A 15,178-nucleotide genomic window follows, 5' to 3' on the forward strand; every position below is an offset into this window, starting at 1 on the left:
AATCCACGGATGCGCGCATGATGAAAGAAAGCCGGCAAGGGGAACGACAGTCGGCGTCAGCACAATGGGATGCCGCATGGCGGAAAAATCCAAGCCCGCAACCGAGATCGCGCCCGGAGCCCTACCCCCCGGAGTCTGGCAATGACGGCGGCGGTGGAAGGGTCGCCCCCGTGGCGCATGACGCGGGCCAGACGAAATGCCCTTCTGCAATCCGAACCCGTCCAGGGCTTTGCCCTGATCAGTCCGACCTTTCTCTACGCGCTCATCCTGCTGGTCCTGCCGATCCTGGTGGTCATCGCCCACTCCTTCTGGACGCAGCACTACCTGACCATCGACCGCACCTTCACGCTGGAAAACTATCGCGTCGCGCTGACCGAGCCGATCTACCGCGATCTGTTGTGGCGCTCGCTCTACATCTCGCTGACGGTCAGCCTGTTCACCGTCATCCTGGCCTACCCGATCGCCTACTTCATTTCCTTCCATGGCGGCCGTCACAAGAGCCTGTGGCTGTTCCTCATCACCATCCCGTTCTGGACCAGCTATCTCCTGCGCGTCATGTCGTGGAAGGTCATCCTCGGCTATAATGGCGTGCTCAATTCCGGCCTGATGGGCCTCGGCATCATCGACGAGCCGTCGACGGCGCTGCTCTACAATTCGACTGCCGTCATCATCACGCTCACCCACGCATGGGCGGCCTTCGCCATCCTGCCGATCTTCGTCTCGCTGGAAAAAGTCGACCGCACCCTGGTCGAAGCAGCCACTGATCTCGGCGATGGTCCCTTGCGCTCGTTCCTGCGTGTGACCTTGCCGCTGTCGGCGCCGGGCGTCATCTCGGCGGCGCTGATCGTCATGATCCCGACCGTCGGCGACTATGTCACGCCGAAGCTGGTCGGCGGCAAGGACGGCGTCATGATCGCCAACGCCATCCAGGCGCAGTTCGGCAAGGCGGCCAACTGGCCGCTGGGTGCCGCGCTTTCCGTCACCACCATGCTGATCGTCACCTTGATGGCCGGCGCCACGGTGCTGATCATCCGCGCACTGCAGAGGCTGGCACGATGAGGGCGCGGCGTTTCTTGTCGGGCGGCTGGCTGTCCGTCTATGCGTTCCTCTATGTCGTCTTCCTCTATCTGCCTGTCATCTTCCTGCCGATCTTCTCGATCAACACGGCGCCAACGCCGAAATTCCCGCTCACCGGCTTCACCCTGCAATGGTATGCGGACCTGCCGCACACGCCGGCCCTGCTCGACGCCGCCTGGAACAGCCTGAAAGTCGGCGTCTCCGCCTCGATTCTCGCCACCGTGCTCGGCATCCTCGCCGCCCGTTCGATCACCCGCTACCGCTACCCCGGTCGCCGCACCATCAACGGCCTCATCATGGCGCCGCTGGTGCTGCCCGAGGTGATCGTCGCCATCTCGATGCTGCTGGTGATGCTGCAGCTCGGCCTCAGCCTGTCGCTGTTCACCGTCGTGCTCGGTCACGTGCTGGTCTGCATCCCCTATTCGATGACGGTGCTGACCTCCGGCTTCGAAGGTTTTGATCGCAGCCTGGAGGAAGCCTCCGCCGATCTCGGCGAAAGCGCCTTCGGCACCTTCCGGCGGGTGACGCTGCCGATGGTGGCGCCGGCGATCATTTCCAGCCTGCTCGTCTGCTTCACCATCTCGCTCGACGAGTTCATCATCGCCTTCTTCCTGACCGGTACCGAAGCGACGCTGCCGATCTACATCTGGGGCCAGTTGCGTTTCGCGTCGAAACTGCCGGGCGTGCTGGCGCTGGGCACGCTGCTTCTGGTTGCCTCTTTCCTGTTGATGACCGTCGCCGAAATCCTGCGTCGCCGCGCGGCCAGACGCACCCAGAACGAGGGAGGCCTCTATGCCTGAACAGCCGCAGATCGAGCGCCCCCAATCCGATCGGGCCCAATCTGATCGGTCGATGATCGAGATCCGCAACGTCACCCGCAGCTATGGATCGTTCAAGGCGCTGGACGACGCGTCCCTAACCATAAGGGAAGGCGAATTCTTCTCGCTGCTCGGCCCGTCCGGCTGCGGCAAGACCACGCTGCTGCGCATGATCGCCGGCTTCGACAACCCGACCAGCGGTTCGATCGCCGTCGGCGGCCAGCCGATGGAAGGCATCCCGGCCAACCGCCGGCCGACCAATATGGTCTTCCAAAGCTATGCGATCTTCCCGCACCTCAATGTCGAGCAGAACGTCGCCTATGGGCTGAAGCGGCTGAAACTGCAGGGCGGCGAGGAAAAACGCCGGGTCGAGGAGGCGCTGGCACAGGTGTCGCTGACCGGACTTGGCAAGCGTCTGGCGACAGAACTTTCCGGCGGCCAGCGCCAGCGTGTGGCGCTCGCCCGCGCGCTGGTGATGCGCCCCAAGGTGCTGCTGCTCGACGAACCGCTGTCGGCGCTCGACAAGAAATTGCGCGAGCAGATGCAGGTCGAACTGCGCCGCCTGCAGCAGGCGGTCGGCATCACCTTCGTGCTCGTCACCCACGACCAGTATGAGGCGCTCGCAATGTCCGACCGCATCGCCGTGATGTTCGGCGGCAGAATAGCGCAGGTGGCCTCGCCCAAGGAAATCTACCAGCGGCCGGTCAACCGCCAGGTCGCCGACTTCCTCGGCGGCATGAACTTCGTCAAGGCTGAGATCGTCGAGGAGAATGGCACCTCGCTGGTCGTCGACACGCTTGGCTTCGGCCGCGTCAAGACCGACAAGCCGAAGGCCTTCGTGCGCAATGGCGCCGCCGCCACGCTCGGTATAAGGCCCGAGCGTCTGCGCGTGCTGTGGGACAATGCGACGGCAAAATTCGAGGTCGCCGGCAAAGTGGTCGAACGCCACTATTTCGGCGAGATCACCCATCTGATCGTCGAAATACCGGGCCTGGAAAAGCCGCTGTCCGTGACAGAGACCAACGATTTCGGCGCCGACGACATTCCGGTCGGCACCCCGATCCGCCTTGCCTACGATCCCGAGGCTCTGGTGGCGATGGGGGACTGAAGCTGCGCCACGATCTTGCGCGCGGCGATGCGTCCGGCAACGATCGCGCCTTCGACATAGCCCGGAAATGACGGCGACAGTTCCGAAGCGGCGAAATGGACTGGTGGTGCACCAGCAAGAATCGTCCGCTCGGCATGCCTGGCCGTCACCTCGACGATGAGGTCGCTGTAGGCGCCACCGCTCCAGCGGTCCTGTATCCAGTCGCGCGAACTGAAATCGATGGCATCGCCGGCATCCGGCCCAAGGGCTTGCTGCAATCGGGCGGTCACTTCCGCACGAAGTGCCGCCTCGCTCAGCGCCCGCCAGCGCAGCGCGAGCGGGCCGCCGATGAAAACGACGAGCGCTGCATGCTCCGCGTCCTTGCTGGCGTCGCAGGCAAACAGTCCCGGCAGGTCGCGCCACATCACCATGCCGCTCAAGTCCCGCTCGCGCCAGAACGGCCGGGAATAGCGCACCAGGACCTTGATCACCGCGCCGCTTTCCCAGACGCCAAGCGCTTGGCCGAGGGAGGGCGACAAGGCGGGCGCGAAGTCGAGCTTCGCCGCCGTCGCCGGCGGCAGGGCGACCAGCACTTGACGCGCTGCGATCGCGCCGTTGGCCGAGACGACACGAACGCCTTGCGGCCCATGCTCGATGCGCAGGACCGGCTCATTCAGCCGCATCTGGTCGCCGGTATCCGCAGAAAGATCCTCGGCCAGCGACTGAATCGTCTCGCGCAGGGAATACTGCAGCTCCGGCACTTCGTTGGTGATGCGCCGATCATTGTCGATCAGGTACCAGAGCGGCACCCTGTCCATCGGCAGGCACCACAGGCCTTCGATCATCGAACGGAAGGCCGTCTTGGCATCGATGGGATCCTGCTGCTGTTCCAGCCAGGCCGCTACGCTCATGCCGTGTATCGACGGGTCGTCCGGCTCGATGCCGTTCATCCGCTCGCGGATCGCCATGGCGCCGTGATAGGTCCACTTGGCGTCCTTGGCCGACATCGACGGATGGGTGATGAAATCACCCTCGACATAGGTTTCGACGAATGTCTTGCCGCGTGCCCTCGCCAGCGCCATCACTTCCGGCATGTCCTCGCACAGGAATTGGCCGCCGCTGTCGATGCGCTCGCCAAGACCATTCCGGATCGCCTCGACCCGCCCGCCGACGCGGTCGCGTGCTTCGAGCAACAGGAAATCGATGCCGGCCTGCTTCAGTTCAAGTGCCGCCGACAGGCCGGTGAAGCCGGCACCGACGATGACGACGTCGGTTCTTTCCAGTTCGCTCGTCAATAGCCGGCCTTGATCTTCTCGAACTCGTCGACCATGCGCTTCTTCAGTTCGGGCGCGACCGGTTGCTGGAACAGCGTCTTGTCGAGGAACTTGTCGATGTCGTCGAAGCCGCGCTCGGCGAGCACCTTGTGGTCGATCGCGGCCATGCCGGCACTGTTGCCATGGCCGTAGCCGAACGTCGTCACCATGTATTTCGAAATATCCGGCGCGTTGACCGCGCTCAGGAAGTCATAGGCCTGGTCGAGCTTACCCGGCGCATCCTTCATCAGCACATAGCCGCACACCCAGGTCGACATGCCCTCCTTGGTGTCGCGGTTCATGGCGACGGGAACACCTTGCCCGTTCATCGCGATCAGTGTCTGGCCCCACCCCCAGGCGAGGTCGACCTCGTTGCCGGAGAACGCCTGGTCGATGTCACTCGAGTCTGTCCAGTAGAGACGGACATTCTTGTGCACCTGGCGCAGGAAATCGGACGCCTCCTTGAACTGCGCGTCGGTCATCTTGGTCCAGTCCTTCAGGCCGATGACCAGGCTCGCCAGCGCGTAGGCATCGTCGACATTGTCGCCGATGGTGACGCGGCCCTTGAACTTCGGATCGGCCAGGATCCGCAGCGATTGCGCCTCTTGAGCCGTCACATTGTCGGTGCGGTAGAGCAATGCGGTGTTGCCCCAGTCGAACGGCATGAACCAGGCCTTGCCGTCGGCCGTGGTGGTGAGGTTCTTCATCGCCATGATGCCGGGATTGAGATCCTTCCAGCCGGCAATCTGGGAGGTGTCGAGCGGCTGCAACAGGCCCGCGTCACGCCATTTCGCCACGCTTTGCGAACAGGGATGCGCAATGTCGGTCTTGAACCCCGCCCGCATCTTCTCGAAGGCTTCGTCCTCGTCGCCGAAGAAAGCGAAGGTCGGCTCGGCGCCGTGTTTGGCGGTGTAGGCGGGATGCAGCAGCGGATCCTCGTAACCGGACCAGTCGAACACCACGAGATCGCCGCCGCCTTCCGCCCAGGCATAGACCGCGCCGGCGCCGATCACGCACGCTGCGGCAAGGGCAAGGCGGCGTAGCACTGATGTCATGGTGAAACTCCCCCATCGCGAAAAAGCTGCTGCGAGGTTAGGAGAAATCATCTGCTTTGGCGAGGCCCGCCCGCCATGTCGGCGGCGGACGGGCAGTCGAGACGGGATCAATAGCCTGCTTTGATCTTCTCGAATTCGGCGATCATCTTCAGCTTGAGGTCGGACGGCAGCGGCGACTGGAACAGCGTCTTGTCGACGAATTTCTGGACGTCGTCATAGCCCTTCTCCTTCAGGATCGCCGGATCGACGCCGGCCATGCCCTTGGCGTTGGCCTGGCCATAGCCCCAGTCCTTGACCAGCACCTTGGCGGTCTCCGGATCGTTGACCGCGTTCAGATAATCATAGGCCTTGTCGACGTTGCCGGGCGCGTCCTTGAACAGCACATAGCCGCAGACCCAGGTCGAGATGCCTTCGTTGGTATCCTTTACGGACTTGATCGGCACGCCTGCCTTGACGGACTGCACCGTCGCGTCGTTCCAGGCCCAGGCGAGGTCGACCTCGCCGCCGCTCAACAGCTGCACGATGTCGGTGGTGTCGGTCCAGTAGGAACGCACATTCTTGTGCACCTGGCGCAGGAAGTCGGACGCCTGTTTGAACTGGTCGTCCGTCATCTTGGTCCAGTCCCTCAGGCCAATGGCCAAGCTCGCCAGCGCATAGGCGTCGTCGACATTGTCGCCGATCGACACCCGGCCCTTGAACTTCGGATCGGCGAAGGCCTTCAGCGACTGCACGTCCTTGGCGTCGATCTTGGAAGAGTTGTAGGTGAGCTGCGTGTTGCCCCAATCCCACGGCATGAACCACGCCTTGCCGTCATCGGTCGTGGCGAGGTTTTTCATCGCCATGATGCCGGGATTGAGATCCTTCCATCCTGATATCTTCGAGGTGTCGAGCGGCTGCAGCAGCCCGGCTTCGCGCCACTTCGTCACGCTCTGCGAGCAGGGATGGCCGAGATCGGCCTTGAAGCCGGAGCGCACCTTCTCGAACGCCTCATCCTCGTCACCGAAGAAGGCGAAGGTCGGTGAATCGCCGTTCTTCTCGACATATTTCGGGTGGAAGCTCGGATCCTCATAACCGGACCAGTCGAACACGATCAGGTCCTTGTCGGCGGCGACGGCGAACGCTGCCGCCGAAGCCGCAAGCGCGCCGCCCAGCGCCAATGTCAATGTCAGGCGTCGGCTAAGTTTGTTCATGCTGTTCCATCCTCTTTTGGTCTTGCCGGTCTTGGCGGCCGGCTGTTGCTAACCGTAATGCTTCGGGAAGGCAGCGGCCAAAAAAGCGTTGGCCGCCTGCAAGGCAGTTTCGCGCGTTGTGTCCTCGGTGCCCATCATCAGCCGCAGCCACAGCCCCTCCAGCATGGCCGACAGCGCCAGCGCCATCACCTGCGGCTCATAGGCATACGAGCCGCTCTGCTTGAGCGTCGTGCAGAGATCGATGAAGACCTGCTGGTAATAATTATCGCGCGAACTGCTCAAAGCCTGGTAGGTCGGCCGCGACTTGGCCTCGCCCCAGAAGGCCAGCCAGGCGGCGAGCTTGCGCTTGTTGCAGATCGAGCGGTCGAAGTCGGCCCACACCAGTTGCTGCAGCTGCCGCGCCGGATCGTCGCCTGCCTTCTGCAAGGCGGCGCGCCAATGCGCCGAATACTCGTCATACATATGCTGCAGCGTCGCGATCAGCAGCTTTTCCTTGCTTTCGAAATGGAAATTGACGATGCCGCGCGAGAGGCCCGCGCCATCGGCGACATCGGCCATCGTCGTCTCGGCGTAACCGCGCTTGGCCAAAGAATCGATCGTCGCCTCGATCAGCTGCAGCTGACGGACCTCCTTCGAAGCCTTGCGGCCGCGCTTTTCGGCATCGCCCTTGAGCGCCGTCTCGGCGGGAATGTCCTTGGCCTCGGAAGTCTTCATGGATGTGACGGTCTCCAGCATTGCCGGCTATCCAACCGGCCTCCAACCGCGCAGATGAGTGGGACGGTGCTCGCCACTGTCAAGCACCTTCTGCATGGCCTCCCAGGTTCGGATGTTCTTGTCGACATAGGCGGCGCCGACCGCCGCGGCGGCTTGTGTGTAGAGCGCCCCCTTGAGCCGCGCGAGCTCCCCGCGCGCCACCTCCCGGTACCAGGGATTGCGATCGCGCACGGTGACATCGGCAAAGCCGGCGCCACGCATCGCTTGTGCATAGCGCGCCGGCGACGCCATGGCGAAGGATAGCCCCTCGGCGGCGACATAGGCCTTCATCTCGGGCGACGGTTCGCCGTCGTGCCCAATCATCCAGTTGGAAGCGGCAAAGACGCCGCCCGGCTTCAGCACGCGGAAGATTTCGGCGAACAAGGCGTCCTTGTCAGGCACATGCAGCAGCGCGTCCTTGGAGAAGACGACATCGAAGGAGCGATCGGTGAAAGGCAATGGCCCGGGTGGCGCCTGGACGAAGCTGGTGCGCTTCGCCAGACCACGCACTGCTGCTCGCCGCCTGGCAGCTTCGATCACCGGCTGTTCGACATCGAAGCCGGTGGCATGAGCGGCGCCATGACGCTCGATCAGATGCAAGGTGATGCCGCCGGAGCCGCAGCCGATATCGAGGATCGTCTTGCCCCCGAGTGAAAGCCCTTCGACCACCCGGTCGACCTCATCAGGCCCGCCCGGCGACAGGTATCCATCGCCCCAGAGCGCCTCGAGGAAGCGAATGGCGGTGTCGTCATATTCCGGCTCGGCATCTGCCGTTTCGATCATCGGCCCTCGGTCCCCAATCGCCGATATTGCGCACTGTCGAATATCGGCAAAGCGTAGCGCATGTCAGGGAAAACGCAACATCATTTGTTGAACATTCATTCAGTATGACTGGACAGAATGGCCGTTACCGTGCCAAATTCCGCGCATTCGGGAACAGATCACGCAAAAATGAACAGCGGATCGCACAGAGCAATTCCAGGAAAAGTGTGAGCGGTTTTCCCGGGAAACCGCGCAGCGCTTTCCCCTGGTAATTGCTTAGAAACAAAGAGATTGGGGCACAATGAAAGCTTGGGACGCGATCATCATCGGCGGCGGACACAACGGCCTGGTCAACGCCTGCTATCTGCAGCGCGCCGGGCTCGACGTGCTGGTGGTCGAGAAGAACGACTGGGTCGGCGGTGCCGCCACCAGCCGCGAGCTGACGCCGGGCTTCCTCTATTCCAACTGCTCCTATGTTTGCTCATTATTCCGCCCGGAGATCATGCGCGATCTCGAACTGCCGCGCTTTGGCCTGCAGGTCATTTCCTATGAAGGCGGCGCGGTGTTCACCCGCGACGGCGACTATCTCGCCAACTACCGCGACCATGATGCGCACCGGCGCGAATTCGCGCGCTTCTCCAGGCGCGACGCCGAAGCCTATGACCGCTACGCCCGCGACGTGACGCGGCAGTGCCGTTTCATTCAGCCGCTGCTGATGCGCACCGCGCCCGACCCGACCAGCCTCAAGCCGCGCGACCTCGGCGAGCTGCTCTATCTCGGCAGGAAATTTGCCGGCCTGTCGGCCGAGGAAATGGCGCTGACACTGCGCTTCTGGACAATGTCGATCTCGGAATTCCTCGACGAATATTTCGAGACCGATGTCATCAAGGCGAACTTCGCTTTGTCCGGTATTATCGGCACAGCACTCGGACCAATGTCGCCCGGCACCGCCTACGTGCTGCTGCACCATTATATGGGCGAGGTCGACGGCTCGGTTGGCGCCTGGGGCTATGCGCGCGGCGGCATGGGCGCGGTGACCAAGGCACTGGCCGCGTCGTTCAAGGCCTCGGGCGGCACCATCCGCACCGGCGCCGAGGTCGACCATGTGCTGGTGAATCGAGGCAAGGCCAAGGGCGTAGTGCTGGCCGGCGGCGAGGAGATTTACGGCAACCTCGTCGTCTCCAATGCCGACGTGAAGCGCACCTTCCTGAAACTGGTCGAGGAAAAGGAACTGCCCGACATTTTCCTGCGCCGGGTGAAGAACTTCAAGATTCGCGGCTCGTCGGGCAAGGTCAACATCGCGCTCGATTCGCTGCCGGAATTCCCGGCACTGCCGAAGGACTCGCCGGTCTATCGCGGCGACATGCATTTCACCGATTCGATGGAGCGCATGGAGCGCGCCTATGACGACTGGAAGGCCGGGCGCTGGTCGGCCGATCCCTTCCTCGACATGGTCATCCCAACGACGCTCGACCCGACGATGGCACCGCCGGGCAAGCACTTCATGAGCTGCTTCGTGCAATACGCGCCGCCCAAGGTGAGCGGCCGCGAATGGACCGATGCCGACCGCGATGGTTTCGCCGAAAGTGTGATTGCGCAGATATCGGAGTACTCACCGGGCTTCCGCGATCTCATTGTCCACATGGAGGTACGTACGCCGCGCGAGATCGAGGCCGAGGTCGGCCTCAGTGAAGGCAACATTTTCCAGGGCGAACTGACGTTCGATCAGCTCCTGTTCAACCGCCCCGTGCCGGGCTACGCGCAGTACCGCTCGCCGGTTGGCGGCCTCTATATGTGCGGCTCCTCCACCCACCCTGGAGGCGGCGTCATGGGCGCGCCGGGCCGCAATGCCGCGGCCGAAATCCTGCGCGATCTTGCCAAATCCACCTCGCATATGAGCCCGGCCCATGACGTCATTTGATGCAATCGTCATTGGCGGCGGCCACAACGGCCTCGTCGCCGCTGCCACGCTGGCTAGGGCCGGCCGCAAGGTACTGGTGCTGGAAGCGGGAGCCGAAGTGGGTGGCGCGGCGCGCACCGAGGAGTTCGCGCCAGGTTTTCGCGCGTCGTCAGTCGCACATCTGCTGAATCGCCTGCATCCCGATGTGGTGAAGACGCTGGAGCTGGAGAAGCACGGGCTGCAATTCGCCCGCGCCGACTTCATGCCGTCAGTTGCACTATCCAGGGACGGTCCGTCGCTTATGCTCCATGGCGCCTACGGTGAAGTGCTGACCGGCGCCAGCTCTTCGGAACAATCGGCTTGGAAGGAACTGCGCGCGCAGTTGCTGCGCTATGCCGGCATCCTGAAGCCGTTCCTCTCTCGCCGGCCGCCCGATCTCGCCGGTATGTCACTGATCGAGACCGCTGCCCTCGGCCAGACCGCACTGGCGCTGAAAAAGCTCGGCAAGGAAGACATGCGCGACTTCCTGCGCGTGCTGCTGATGAACGTCTCCGACCTGCTTGACGAACAGCTTGCCGATATCAGGCTGAAAGGCCTGCTCGCCTTCGACGCGACGCTTGGTAGCCATCTCGGCCCGCGCTCGCCGACCTCGCTGCTCGGCCTCTACTATCGCCTCGCTGGTGAGACCGGCGGAGCGGTTGGCGCGCAAATGCTGCCGCAAGGCGGCATGGGCGCCGTCGTCGCCGCCATTCGCGCTGCGGCGGAGAAGGCCGGTGTCACCATCCGCACATCGGTTGCCGTGGCAAAAATCCTCATCGAGAAAAGCCGCGCCGTCGGCGTCGCGCTCGACACTGGCGAGGAGCTGCGCGCCATGACTGTGGTCTCTGCCATCAACCCGGCAACCACTTTCCTCGACCTTGTCGGACCGCGCGAGATCGACACCGGCTTCGTGCGCAAGGTGAAAAACATCCGCATGAAGGGCGATGCCGCCAAGCTCAACCTCGCACTCGACCGGCCGCCGCAATTCACGGGCGTCGATGCAGCCGGCCACAAGGGCCGGCTGGTCATCGCGCCCTCGCCCGACCACGTCGAGCGCGCCTTCAACCCGTCCAAATATGGCGAGTTCTCGCCCGAGCCGGTGATGGAGATCACCCTGCCCTCGCTCGCCGACCCGTCGCTCCCGCCCGCCGGCGCCTGCGTGCTGTCGGCGGTGGTGCAATACGCGCCCTACGCACTGAAAGAAGGCTGGGGTACCGGCAAGCCGAAATTCCTTAGGGCGGTTATGGCGCAGCTCGAGGCTTACGCGCCCGGCATCGGCAAAAGCGTTGTCCACGCCGAGCTTCTGACACCGGCCGATATCGAGACGCGTTACCGCATGCCGGGTGGCCATTGGCACCATGGCGAATTGCAGGCCGACCAGATGCTGATCTCGCGCCCGGTCTCCGGCTGGTCCGGCTACGACACGCCGCTGGAAGGGCTGTTCCTGGCCGGCGCCGGTTCGCATCCGGGTGGCGGCGTCTCCGGCGCACCAGGGCTCAATGCCGCACGGCGCATCATTGCGATGAAGGGATAGGTCATGGCCCAGGCGACCACGAAGAAGCCCGTTGCAAAAACAGCCGATGCGGCTGTTTCCGCCCGCATCGCCGCGCAATCCCATTTCCGCACGCTGCGCCTCGGCACGCCGTTCCAGCCGCGCATCGATGCGTTGGCCAAGAGCCAGGACTGGTACAATTGGGCCGGCTACCGCGCGCCGCATTCGCTGTGGGACGAGGAGCTCGAATACTTCGCCATCCGCAGCCAGGCGGCTTTGTTCGACATCTCGCCGATGACCAAATACCGGATCGAAGGGCTAGGAGCCGAAGCCTTCCTTGATCGTGTGACCGTGCGCGACGTGACGAAACTCAAACCCGGTCGCGTCCACTACACGGCATGGTGCGATGACGAGGGTTTCGTCCTCGACGATGGCACGCTGTTCCGGCTGTCGCCGACGCGCTTCCGCCTGTGTTCGCAGGAGCGGCATCTGCCCTGGCTGCTCGACAGCGCCATTGGCTTCGATGTCATCGTCGAGGAGGAGACCGAGGCCGTCGCCGGGCTCGCGCTGCAGGGGCCAACCTCCTTCGCCGTGCTGCGCGATGCAGGCTTTGCCGGTGTGGAAAAACTCAAAGTGTTTGACCTTGCCGATTGCCCACATGACGGCGGCACCGTCACCATCTCGCGCACCGGCTTCACCGGCGATCTCGGCTACGAGCTGTTCGTGCCAGCCGACAAGGCGCTGAGCCTGTGGGACCGGTTGATGGCGGCGGGCGAGCTGCGCGGCATCCGCGCCATCGGCTACACCGCGCTGAACCGCGCGCGGCTGGAGGCCGGGCTGATCGTTGCCAATGCCGACTTCACCACCGCCGAGCATGCCATTCGTGCTGATCGCCTGCGTAGGCCGGACGAGATCGGCCTCGGCTTCATGATCGATCCGGAAAAGGGCCATTTCAATGGCCGCCGCGCCATTCTCGAAGCACGTACCAAACGCAAACTGCGCCATGTGCTGGTCGGGCTGGAGATCGAAGGCAACATCCCGGCCGAACACGCCATCGTCTATTACAAGAAAAGCCAGGAAGTCGGGCTGGTCAGCGCCGCCATGTGGTCGCCGATGGCCAAGCGCAACATCGCCATCGCCTCGCTGGCGCGGCCCTACGGTGATACTGTTGTGGAGGACCTCTGGGTGGAGATCTATGCCATGCGCGAGCTGCAGTATCAGAAGCTGATGAAGCGGGCCAAGGTGGTGGCGCGACCCTTCATAAAACTCGACCGCCGCACCGCCAATCCGCCGGCGGATTTCTGACCATGGCCGACGACGCGGAACTGGAGGCCGCCGAACAGTGGGAGTTGGTCAACACACCGCTCGGCGAAAAATGGTCGGGCCGCACGCGCTACGCCGCCGCCATGTTCTTCTACAAGCGCGACGAGATGAGCGCCGAGACGCTCGAAGTCTACCGCATTTGTGCGCGGCTCGATTCGGAAAACCCGCTGCCGATCATCCGCGACCGTGGCGTCGGCAAGGACTGGCTGAAGCGCATGGGCTTCGATCAGTAGCGTCGCCTCAGCCTATCGTACGCTCAAGCATGCTCAGCCAGTTGCGGTAAGCGATCTTCTCGATCAACGCCCGGCCGAAACCACGCGCGGCCAAGGCATCGATCAGCTTCGGCAAGCCGGCAACATCGCCGATGACCGCCGGGATCATGGCGCCGTCGAAATCCGAACCGAGGCCAACACCGTCCTCACCCAGCGCCTGCAACAGGGAATCGACATGGCGCACCATGATGTCGAGGCTGGTGTCGGCATTCATGCGGCCGTCCTCGCGCAGGAAGCCAGTGGCGAAGTTGAGCCCCACCATGCCGCCGGACTCGCGGATGGCGCCGAGCTGCCAGTCGGTGAGGTTGCGCGAATGGGTGCAGAGCGCATGCACGTTGGAATGGGTGGCGACCAATGGTGCATCACTAATCGCAGCCACATCGCGAAAGCCCTTCTCGTTAAGATGCGAAAGATCGATCATGATCTTGAGCTGATTGCAGGCCTTGACCAGCGCCTTGCCGGCATCGGTCAGACCAGGGCCGGTGTCCGGCGAGGATGGAAAGCGGAAAGGCACGCCGTGGCCGAAAGCATTCGGCCGGCTCCAGACAATGCCGAGCGAGCGCAGGCCGGCGGCATACAGCACGTCGAGCATGGTGAGTTCGGGATCGATCGCCTCAACGCCCTCGATGTGGAACACAGCGGCGATCGTTCCTTTGGCCATCGCGTTGTGTATGTCGGCGGCAGTGCGGCAGACAGCCAGTGCTCCGGCCCGTTCCAGTCGAAACAGGATGGAGGCCATCGCGATCGTCGAGTTGAGTGCATCGGCGCGCGGCACTTCCGGCGGCAGCGGCTCGCTGTCGCTCGGCGCCGACGGTACGGCGCTGCGTCTCGCTTTCTCGACCGGCGGCGGGAAGATCGCGAACATGCCGCCGGCAAAGCCGCCGGCTTTCGCACGCGGCAGGTCGATATGACCGCCCGACTTCCCCTCGATGAACAGCTTTTCAACGTCCGTGTCCTTCGACTGATAAAGTCGCAGCAGCGTATCATTGTGGCCGTCGAAGACGGGGACGAGGTCTGTTTCGGTCATAGGGGGATCATTCACTTCGTTTGTCGGCACGGCGATATATCATATCTAGGCAAGATATCCGGTCGCGGCAAATGACAAAGCCAATCGGCAGCGGGGACCACCCCTCTCGTCCCCCTGCTGCCTGTCAATGATGTCCCTGCATTCCCTACCGCTTCAGCACGTCGGCCCATTCCGGATGGCGGCGGAACTGGGCGTTGGCGAAGGGACAGAGCGGGATGATCTTCTTGCCCACTGCCCGCGCGTCCTCGACGGCCCGGGTGACGAGCCGAAGCCCGGCACCCTGGCCGCGAAACGCATCCGGCACTTCCGTGTGGTCGATGATAATCTGGTGTTCGCCGATCTTGGTGAAGGTCATCTCGGCCTCGGCGCCACCGGGACCGCGCAGGACATAGCGACCCTTGGAGCCGTGATCTTCCAGTTCGATTTCAGGCAGTTGGTCGGGCATGTCTACACTCCTTGAGCGGTACCGGCGAAGAGCCGCCGCGCCGCTTCGATTTCGTTCGGCCGCACCTCGTGCCCGCCTTCGTGCCAATCCACTGTGACATCGGCGCCGTCGGCACGCAAATAGGCTTCGAGCCGCGTCGTCAGGTTCGGCGGGCAGATCGGATCGCGCTTGCCGGCGGTCAGCAGGATGTGGCGGCCGGCAAGGCTGCCCTTCACCTGGGGTTCGAACGGGATCAATGGATGCATCAAGACCGTGGCGTCGAACAGCCCAGGCTCGGCGAACACCACCGAGGCCAGGATGTTGGCGCCGTTGGAATAGCCGAGGCCAAGCACCGCCGCCGGCTTTGCAGCCTCCACATGCGCCTTGACGAATTCAGCCATCTTGCTTGTTCCCCGCGCCAGGTCGTCCATGTCGTAGACGCCCTCGCCGGTGCGACGGAAGAAGCGCGCCGCACCGTGTTCGGACACATCGCCGCGCGGCGAGATGATGGTGGCCTGGGGCACGAGATCGCGCCCCAGCGAGACGAGCTGGCTCTCGTCACCGCCCGTACCGTGGAAGACGAAAAGCAAGGGACCGCCCGGCGAACCGGGCAGCATCTTGTTGATATAAGCGTCCTTGCTCATGG

The 15,178-nt window shown here is 63.5% G+C and carries 15 protein-coding genes; 7 read left to right on the forward strand and 8 right to left on the reverse strand.

Going from position 1 to position 15,178, the window contains the following annotated elements; genetic code table 11:
• Positions 1-141: 141 nt before the first annotated feature.
• Genes AC1D05_RS11520 through AC1D05_RS11530 form a run of 3 tightly spaced genes read left to right on the forward strand, consistent with a single transcriptional unit; the run spans position 142 to position 3,003 of the window.
• Positions 142-1,059, forward strand: a complete 918-nt coding sequence (locus AC1D05_RS11520; protein ID WP_477223235.1) for an ABC transporter permease — start codon at positions 142-144, stop codon at positions 1,057-1,059.
• Positions 1,056-1,877, forward strand: coding sequence for an ABC transporter permease (locus AC1D05_RS11525; protein WP_027031413.1), 822 nt, complete (start codon positions 1,056-1,058; stop codon positions 1,875-1,877). Before AC1D05_RS11520 ends, AC1D05_RS11525 begins: the two co-directional genes overlap by 4 nt.
• A 52-nt stretch (positions 1,878-1,929) precedes the next feature.
• Positions 1,930-3,003, forward strand: coding sequence for an ABC transporter ATP-binding protein (locus AC1D05_RS11530; RefSeq protein ID WP_477440925.1), 1,074 nt, complete (start codon positions 1,930-1,932; stop codon positions 3,001-3,003).
• Here the strand turns inward: AC1D05_RS11530 and AC1D05_RS11535 are convergent.
• The 5 genes from AC1D05_RS11535 to AC1D05_RS11555 all read right to left on the reverse strand — a co-directional run bounded on the left by AC1D05_RS11535 (position 2,967) and on the right by AC1D05_RS11555 (position 8,076).
• The gene (locus AC1D05_RS11535) at positions 2,967-4,277 is read right to left on the reverse strand and encodes a flavin monoamine oxidase family protein (protein WP_477440858.1); all 1,311 of its coding nucleotides are present in this window, start codon (positions 4,275-4,277) and stop codon (positions 2,967-2,969) included. The genes AC1D05_RS11530 and AC1D05_RS11535 overlap by 37 nt on opposite strands.
• Positions 4,274-5,350 carry an extracellular solute-binding protein gene (locus AC1D05_RS11540; RefSeq protein ID WP_477440859.1) on the reverse strand — a complete coding sequence of 359 codons (1,077 nt, stop codon included), beginning with the start codon at positions 5,348-5,350 and terminating at the stop codon, positions 4,274-4,276. The genes AC1D05_RS11535 and AC1D05_RS11540 overlap by 4 nt, the downstream gene beginning before the upstream one ends.
• A gap of 107 nt (positions 5,351-5,457) precedes the next feature.
• Entirely contained in the window at positions 5,458-6,540 is a 1,083-nt protein-coding gene (locus tag AC1D05_RS11545; protein ID WP_477440860.1) for an ABC transporter substrate-binding protein, read from the reverse strand.
• Between the two features lie 48 nt (positions 6,541-6,588).
• Positions 6,589-7,275, reverse strand: coding sequence for a transcriptional regulator BetI (gene betI, locus AC1D05_RS11550; RefSeq protein ID WP_477440861.1), 687 nt, complete (start codon positions 7,273-7,275; stop codon positions 6,589-6,591).
• A 6-nt stretch (positions 7,276-7,281) separates the two neighbouring features.
• A complete protein-coding gene (locus tag AC1D05_RS11555; protein ID WP_477440862.1) occupies positions 7,282-8,076 on the reverse strand; it encodes a class I SAM-dependent methyltransferase in 795 nt (264 codons plus the stop codon).
• Between the two features lie 280 nt (positions 8,077-8,356).
• Here AC1D05_RS11555 and AC1D05_RS11560 point away from each other — a divergent pair, with 280 nt between their 5' ends.
• From AC1D05_RS11560 to AC1D05_RS11575, 4 genes are read left to right on the forward strand one after another with little or no spacing between them, the layout of a single operon-like run.
• A complete protein-coding gene (locus tag AC1D05_RS11560) occupies positions 8,357-9,976 on the forward strand; it encodes a phytoene desaturase family protein (RefSeq protein WP_477440863.1) in 1,620 nt (539 codons plus the stop codon).
• Positions 9,963-11,528 carry a phytoene desaturase family protein gene (locus AC1D05_RS11565; protein WP_477440864.1) on the forward strand — a complete coding sequence of 522 codons (1,566 nt, stop codon included), beginning with the start codon at positions 9,963-9,965 and terminating at the stop codon, positions 11,526-11,528. The genes AC1D05_RS11560 and AC1D05_RS11565 overlap by 14 nt, the downstream gene beginning before the upstream one ends.
• 3 nt (positions 11,529-11,531) lie before the next feature.
• Positions 11,532-12,791 (forward strand): aminomethyl transferase family protein, encoded by a 1,260-nt coding sequence (locus AC1D05_RS11570; protein ID WP_477440865.1) that lies wholly within the window; start codon positions 11,532-11,534, stop codon positions 12,789-12,791.
• 2 nt (positions 12,792-12,793) lie between these two features.
• Positions 12,794-13,042, forward strand: a complete 249-nt coding sequence (locus tag AC1D05_RS11575; RefSeq protein WP_477440866.1) for a hypothetical protein — start codon at positions 12,794-12,796, stop codon at positions 13,040-13,042.
• A gap of 7 nt (positions 13,043-13,049) precedes the next feature.
• Here the strand turns inward: AC1D05_RS11575 and AC1D05_RS11580 are convergent, their stop codons facing one another.
• From AC1D05_RS11580 to AC1D05_RS11590, 3 genes are all read right to left on the reverse strand, one after another.
• Positions 13,050-14,108 carry a dipeptidase gene (locus tag AC1D05_RS11580; protein ID WP_477440867.1) on the reverse strand — a complete coding sequence of 353 codons (1,059 nt, stop codon included), beginning with the start codon at positions 14,106-14,108 and terminating at the stop codon, positions 13,050-13,052.
• A 145-nt stretch (positions 14,109-14,253) separates the two neighbouring features.
• Complete coding sequence (locus AC1D05_RS11585; RefSeq protein WP_477440868.1) at positions 14,254-14,553, reverse strand: GNAT family N-acetyltransferase; 300 nt, start codon at positions 14,551-14,553, stop codon at positions 14,254-14,256.
• A 2-nt stretch (positions 14,554-14,555) separates the two neighbouring features.
• Positions 14,556-15,176, reverse strand: a complete 621-nt coding sequence (locus AC1D05_RS11590; RefSeq protein WP_477440869.1) for an alpha/beta hydrolase — start codon at positions 15,174-15,176, stop codon at positions 14,556-14,558.
• Positions 15,177-15,178 lie beyond the last annotated feature (2 nt).

The organism is Mesorhizobium sp. P2_E9 (assembly GCF_056403815.1).

Bases quoted from the DNA above. Each gene is read 5' to 3' on its own strand.
- AC1D05_RS11520 (WP_477223235.1), top strand. From the start codon at position 142: ATGACGGCGGCGGTGGAAGGGTCGCCCCCGTGGCGCATGACGCGGGCC.
- AC1D05_RS11525 (WP_027031413.1), top strand. From the start codon at position 1,056: ATGAGGGCGCGGCGTTTCTTGTCGGGCGGCTGGCTGTCCGTCTATGCG.
- AC1D05_RS11530 (WP_477440925.1), top strand. From the start codon at position 1,930: ATGATCGAGATCCGCAACGTCACCCGCAGCTATGGATCGTTCAAGGCG.
- AC1D05_RS11540 (WP_477440859.1), bottom strand. From the start codon at position 5,350: ATGACATCAGTGCTACGCCGCCTTGCCCTTGCCGCAGCGTGCGTGATC.
- AC1D05_RS11545 (WP_477440860.1), bottom strand. From the start codon at position 6,540: ATGAACAAACTTAGCCGACGCCTGACATTGACATTGGCGCTGGGCGGC.
- betI (WP_477440861.1), bottom strand. From the start codon at position 7,275: ATGCTGGAGACCGTCACATCCATGAAGACTTCCGAGGCCAAGGACATT.
- AC1D05_RS11555 (WP_477440862.1), bottom strand. From the start codon at position 8,076: ATGATCGAAACGGCAGATGCCGAGCCGGAATATGACGACACCGCCATT.
- AC1D05_RS11560 (WP_477440863.1), top strand. From the start codon at position 8,357: ATGAAAGCTTGGGACGCGATCATCATCGGCGGCGGACACAACGGCCTG.
- AC1D05_RS11565 (WP_477440864.1), top strand. From the start codon at position 9,963: ATGACGTCATTTGATGCAATCGTCATTGGCGGCGGCCACAACGGCCTC.
- AC1D05_RS11570 (WP_477440865.1), top strand. From the start codon at position 11,532: ATGGCCCAGGCGACCACGAAGAAGCCCGTTGCAAAAACAGCCGATGCG.
- AC1D05_RS11575 (WP_477440866.1), top strand. From the start codon at position 12,794: ATGGCCGACGACGCGGAACTGGAGGCCGCCGAACAGTGGGAGTTGGTC.
- AC1D05_RS11580 (WP_477440867.1), bottom strand. From the start codon at position 14,108: ATGACCGAAACAGACCTCGTCCCCGTCTTCGACGGCCACAATGATACG.
- AC1D05_RS11585 (WP_477440868.1), bottom strand. From the start codon at position 14,553: ATGCCCGACCAACTGCCTGAAATCGAACTGGAAGATCACGGCTCCAAG.
- AC1D05_RS11590 (WP_477440869.1), bottom strand. From the start codon at position 15,176: ATGAGCAAGGACGCTTATATCAACAAGATGCTGCCCGGTTCGCCGGGC.